We start from the raw sequence: 5,093 nt of genomic DNA, 5'->3' as shown, positions 1-5,093 counted from the left end.
CCCCTTTGTCCGAAGGGATTGCGCCAACATAGCCGGCGGCGGGCGTCCATCGGCCGGACAGTGGCGCCACGGATCCACCGACTGGGCGGCGCCCAGTCGGATATCGGCTCCGGCGGCTGCCCGTCACCGGCGGCCGCCGGTGACGGGCGACCGCCCGCGTGGCTCGGTGGCTCAGCGGCTCAGCGCCGGTCCGGAGCGAACGGTGCCTGCGCCGATGGCACGTCGGGCCACATGGCCCCGACGGCGGGCCGTTCCGGCACGCCCATGGCCTCGGCCACCTTGCGCATGATGGCTTCCACCAGCCGGACAGCCTGCGGGGTCGCGAGGTTCAGCACGATCTCGGCATCCCCCGCCACCTGGAATCGCACTGAAACGTCCGCCATGACGACTGCCCTTTCCTCGCGGCTCGCCAGCACATTGCGGGCGTGTTGCCACCGGTGACGTTACGGGGCTGGGGCGACCGCCCGCGCGGCGCCCGGGCGCGGCACCGGGCAGTGTGACCGGCTGGCAGGTTGCTGCGACGAAGCGGGTAGGGTCACGGTGGTGACCTTTCCGTCGGCGACAGTGCGTGACTGTGTGGCCGTGCTTGAGCGTTTCTTCCCCCCGTCCTGGGCCGAGTCCTGGGACGCGGTGGGACTGGCGGTGGGTGATCCGGACGCGCCGGTCTCGGCCGTCCTGTTTGCGGTGGATCCGGCCCCAGAGGTGGCGGCCGAGGCCGCCACGGTGGGAGCTCAGCTGCTCGTCACCCACCACCCGCTGGTCCTGCGGGGAATGCACGGCGTCGCCGAGACCGGTCCGGGCGGGCGGGTCGTGGCCACCCTGATCCGGGCCGGCGTCGCCCTGTACACCGTGCACACGAACGCCGATGTCGCCGCGCCGGGCGTGAGTGACGCGCTTGCCGACGCCCTGGGGTTGCGCGACGTCGCCCCGCTGCTCGGCCCGGGACTGCTGCCCGGCCCGGCCCCGCTGCCCGCTCCGGCGGACGCCGGGGCCGACGAGGGCGGTGTCGGTGATGAGGGCGGTGCCGGTGATGAGGGCGGTGCCGGCGGGGCGAGCGTGTGCCGGGGCCTCGGCCGGATCGGTGACCTGCCCGCGGCCGAGTCCCTGGAACGGTTCTGTGCCCGGGTCGTCCGGGCGCTGCCGGCGACGGCGGGCGGGGTCCGGGCGACGGGTACCGCGGACCGGCTCGTCCGGCGGATCGCGGTGTGCGGCGGCTCGGGGGGAGAACTGGTCGCCGCCGCCGAGGCCGCGGGAGCGGACGTCCTCGTCACCGCGGACGGCCGGCATCACCACGTCCTCGACGCCGTCGGTGCGCACGGGGTCGTGGTGGTCGACGTCGCCCACTGGGCGAGTGAATGGCCGTGGCTGAGCCAGGCCGCCACCCGCCTGCGCGCCGGTCTGCGGGCGGGGGGACGTACGGTGAGCACGTCGGTATCCGCTATCGTGACCGATCCCTGGCGGGTGCACGTTCCGTCCCGGTAGGCGGTGCCGGCGGCGCGCAGGCCCGGGTCACGCGAGGCCCGGGTCACGGAGGGCGCCGCGTCGGGTCGGGCCTGGTCGCCCCGGCCTGGTCGGCCAGGTGTAGTCGTTCAGGCGTACCAGTGAGGAATCGATGAAGGCCGACCCAGCAGTTCAGCTCCGCCTGCTCGATCTGCAGGCGCTCGACACCGGTATCGACCGGTCGGTGGCCCGCCGACGCGGTCTGCCGGAGCACGCCGTCATCACCGAGCGCACCGCCGCGCTGACCTCGTTGGACGGTGAGGTCGTCGGGGTGCAGACCGAGCTGAGCGACGTCGCGCGTGCCCAGCGCAAGCTGGAGAATGAGATCGACCTCGTGCGGACCCGTTCGGCCCGTGACTCCCAGCGGCTTGATTCCGGCGCCGTCTCGACGCCGCGTGAGCTGGAGAACCTGCAAGCGGAGCTCGCCTCGCTGACCCGCCGTCAGGGCGTGCTCGAGGACGACGCGCTCGAGAAGATGGAGATCGTCGAGGGCTTGGAGAGCCGGCTCTCCGCGTTGTCCCAGCAGCGATCGGCCCTGCAGGCCGAGCTCGACGCGGCGGTGGCCGCGCGGGACAAGGCTTACGCCGAGATCGACGTCGAGGTGGCGCGGCTGCGCCACGACCGCGACGCTCTCGTCCCGGAGCTGCCCGAGGCGCTGGTCGCGCTGTACGAGCGGATCCGGGCGTCCTCCAGCGGAGTGGGCGCCGCGGCCCTGCTGCGCCGCCGCTGCCAGGGTTGTCATCTCGAGCTGTCGGGCGGCGACCTGCGCGCCGTGGCGGCGGCGCCGGCAGATGAGGTGGTGCGCTGCGAGGAGTGCCGGCGCATCCTGGTCCGTACCCCCGAATCGGGGCTGTAGCACCGTCGGCGGGACCGCCCGCCTCGGGGTCAGACGAGGGGAGCATGTAGATGGGCACCGTGCGCAGGCTGGTCATCGAGGCCGACGGCGGGTCGCGGGGCAACCCGGGCCCGGCGGGCTACGGAGCCGTGGTCCGCGACGCCGGCTCGGGGAAGCTGCTGGCCGAGCGCGCGGACTCGATCGGGCGCGCCACGAACAACGTCGCCGAGTACTCCGGGCTGATCGCCGGGCTGCGGGCCGCCGCTGAGATCGCCCCGGACGCCGAGGTGGAGGTTCGGATGGACTCCAAGCTCGTTGTCGAGCAGATGAGCGGCCGGTGGAAGGTCAAGCATCCGGCGATGCGGCCGCTGGTGGTTGAGGCGACGGAACTCGCCGCCCGGTTCCCCGCGGTCCGTTTCCAGTGGGTGCCCCGCGCGCGCAACGCCGACGCCGATCGGCTCGCGAACGAGGCGATGGACGCCGCCGCCGCCGGGCGGCCCTGGGAACCCGCGGTCCCGCAGTCCCCGGACCCGGTCCCGCACCGCGCGCCGACGACAAACCGGCTCTCCGGCTGGATGGCGCCGCCCGCACCACCGACGACGACCGTGTTGCTGCGTCACGGGCAGACCCCGCTCTCGGTGGAGAAGCGGTTCAGCGGGACGGTCGAAGCGGCCCTGACCGACGTCGGGCTCGGCCAGGCCGCGGCCGTGGCGAACCGGCTGCGCGACGAGCCGTTCGATCTCGTCGTCAGTTCGCCGCTGAAGCGGGCCCGGCAGACCGCCGAGGCCCTCGGCCGCGACTATGTCGTCGTCGACGATCTGCGGGAGACCGACTTCGGCGCCTGGGAGGGGCTGACCTTCGCCGAGGTGCGTGAGAAGTTCCCCGACGAGCTCAATGCCTGGCTCGCCGACCCGCACGTCCCGCCGCCCGGCGGGGAGAGCCTGATCGCCACCGTGGCCCGGGTGGCGAGGGTGCGTGACCGGCTGCTCGCCGAGCAGCCGGGCGGGCGGGTCCTCGTCGTCTCACACGTCACGCCGATCAAGGGGTTGGCCCAGCTGGCGCTGGCGGCGGAACCGGCCGTGCTCTACCGCCTCCACCTGGATCTGGTGTCGATGACGACCATCGACTGGTACTCCGACGGCCCGGCGGTGCTACGCGGGTTCAACGACACCCATCACATGACGGGCCAGACGATCTACGGCGAGTAGGGGCAGCTCAGGCGGGTTGAGGCGGGGCCGGCTCCGGCGGAAGATCGTGCTCCTCGAGATAGTAGGCGATGGATGCGTCCCAGACCCATTCCCCCCAGGCGCCGTCGTATGGAATGGTCTCCTCCAGGACGCCGAACTCGTCACGGCGTCTCGAGGTCGTCCACACGTTACCGCGGTCGTCGGCCCAGGCCAGCTCGGTCGGTGCCGTCACCGCGACCCCGAGTTCGTCCGCGACCTTCTGGGCCACGGGGTTGTCGCCCTGCCCGGTCTCGCAGGACAGCAGCCGCACCGGTCGGCCGCGCCAGTTCTCGTCGGCGCGGATGAGCGCGCTGAGCTGCCGGGCGTCGAGCGCGACCTTGCCGACCCGGAATCCCGACGGGTCGCCATGCAGGTCGGCTGTGTAGGTTCCCGGGACCGGCTCGGCGGCCATCGCGGTCCTCCGCATGTCCGTGTCGGACTGCTCGAAGAAGGCGCGTCCATCTCGAGTCCGGAGGCTTTCCCGCCAGATCCTCGTGAGCCGCCACCCCAGCTTCTCCGGTCCGGCCGGCCGATCCTGCTTCCTGGCCGCGTCCATCTCACCGCCGGGCCCGCGGTCGAGCAGCGCGAGCTTGCGTTCCACCGGCGAAGGATCGGTGGACCGCGGGTCCTCTGCCGACCGACGGTCGGCCGGCCACGGGGCACGATCACCCGAGGTGTTCCGTCGATCGAGCGCGTCCAGCTTGGCGTCGATCCTGGAACGTTCCGTCTCCGGCCGCGCCGAGCCTTCAGGGGCCGAGCCTGCGGATGCCAAGCCATCGGATTCGGTGTCGTCGGCGGAAACGGGGGAGTCTGCCTCCGATGATGTGAGCCGGTCGAGCAGCCGCGCCTTCACCTCGGCCTGGCTCGGCCCGGCCCCCGGTCTCCCGGGAGCGGCCGGTGCATCGATGCTCGCATCCGGCCGTTCGATCGACATTGCCACCTACCGTAGCAGTGTCGCCACATCATGGCTAGAAACGATCAGTAAGAAGACTTGTCCCCTGATGGATGAGATGTACGTTATGGTAGGCGGCTGGCCTCGTTCCGGAGCCGGTTTCGCGACTCGGACGCGTGGGGGGCGTGGTGGACGGCGCGTTGCGCGCACAGATTGTGAGGTTGGCGCGGGCGTCGCGGAACTTCGGCTTCCTGCTCGACCACGAGCCGCTGCTCGTCCTGTTCGGGGCGAGCGCCGAGTCGTACATCTACCCCGATCCGAACACGTCCCTGATGAAGGCGCGCCAGTTCGGCGAGGCGTTGGCCGAGCGGATGGTTGCCGAGACCGGAACGCGGGCCCGTGGAAACCACCAGGTGGACCGGGTCAACGCGTTGGCCAGGGCCGGTCTGCTGGAGCCTCGCATCAAGCGGGCGTTCGACGCTGTTCGCCGCACGGGCAACGAGGCGGTGCACGGCCATTTCGGTGAGGTCCGGGTGGCGCTCACGATGGTGGGTCACTGCTTCGAGCTGGGGGTGTGGTTCCACCGCTTTCTCACCGGCGACCGGACGGTGTTTGCCTTCGTCCCGCCGGCCGCCCCGGA

The 5,093-nt window shown here is 72.2% G+C and carries 6 protein-coding genes; 4 read left to right on the top strand and 2 right to left on the bottom strand.

What is annotated here, in order from left to right:
• Window positions 1-179: 179 nt before the first annotated feature.
• Window positions 180-383, bottom strand: a complete 204-nt coding sequence (locus AC08OU_RS13250; RefSeq protein WP_462187649.1) for a hypothetical protein — start codon at window positions 381-383, stop codon at window positions 180-182.
• Between the two features lie 160 nt (window positions 384-543).
• Here AC08OU_RS13250 and AC08OU_RS13245 point away from each other — a divergent pair, with 160 nt between their 5' ends.
• The 3 genes from AC08OU_RS13245 to AC08OU_RS13235 all read left to right on the top strand — a co-directional run bounded on the left by AC08OU_RS13245 (window position 544) and on the right by AC08OU_RS13235 (window position 3,543).
• Complete coding sequence (locus AC08OU_RS13245) at window positions 544-1,482, top strand: Nif3-like dinuclear metal center hexameric protein (protein WP_476601524.1); 939 nt, start codon at window positions 544-546, stop codon at window positions 1,480-1,482.
• 130 nt (window positions 1,483-1,612) lie between these two features.
• Window positions 1,613-2,356, top strand: coding sequence for a zinc ribbon domain-containing protein (locus AC08OU_RS13240; RefSeq protein ID WP_476601525.1), 744 nt, complete (start codon window positions 1,613-1,615; stop codon window positions 2,354-2,356).
• A gap of 50 nt (window positions 2,357-2,406) precedes the next feature.
• Complete coding sequence (locus AC08OU_RS13235) at window positions 2,407-3,543, top strand: bifunctional RNase H/acid phosphatase (protein WP_476601526.1); 1,137 nt, start codon at window positions 2,407-2,409, stop codon at window positions 3,541-3,543.
• A gap of 7 nt (window positions 3,544-3,550) precedes the next feature.
• On the opposite strand, the gene AC08OU_RS13230 is transcribed toward AC08OU_RS13235, so the two are convergent.
• Complete coding sequence (locus AC08OU_RS13230) at window positions 3,551-4,495, bottom strand: hypothetical protein (protein ID WP_476605009.1); 945 nt, start codon at window positions 4,493-4,495, stop codon at window positions 3,551-3,553.
• Between the two features lie 158 nt (window positions 4,496-4,653).
• Between AC08OU_RS13230 and AC08OU_RS13225 the strand changes: the two genes are divergently transcribed.
• On the top strand, window positions 4,654-5,093 hold a 440-nt coding region (locus tag AC08OU_RS13225; RefSeq protein WP_476605008.1), incomplete at its 3' end, for a DUF4145 domain-containing protein.

It is taken from the genome of Frankia sp. CcMO1, assembly GCF_977945845.1.
This window is presented reverse-complemented; position numbering and strand designations above follow the sequence as displayed.

Coding starts and splice junctions, on each gene's coding strand:
- AC08OU_RS13250 (WP_462187649.1), bottom strand. CDS start 383: ATGGCGGACGTTTCAGTGCGATTCCAGGTGGCGGGGGATGCCGAGATC.
- AC08OU_RS13240 (WP_476601525.1), top strand. CDS start 1,613: ATGAAGGCCGACCCAGCAGTTCAGCTCCGCCTGCTCGATCTGCAGGCG.
- AC08OU_RS13235 (WP_476601526.1), top strand. CDS start 2,407: ATGGGCACCGTGCGCAGGCTGGTCATCGAGGCCGACGGCGGGTCGCGG.
- AC08OU_RS13230 (WP_476605009.1), bottom strand. CDS start 4,495: ATGTCGATCGAACGGCCGGATGCGAGCATCGATGCACCGGCCGCTCCC.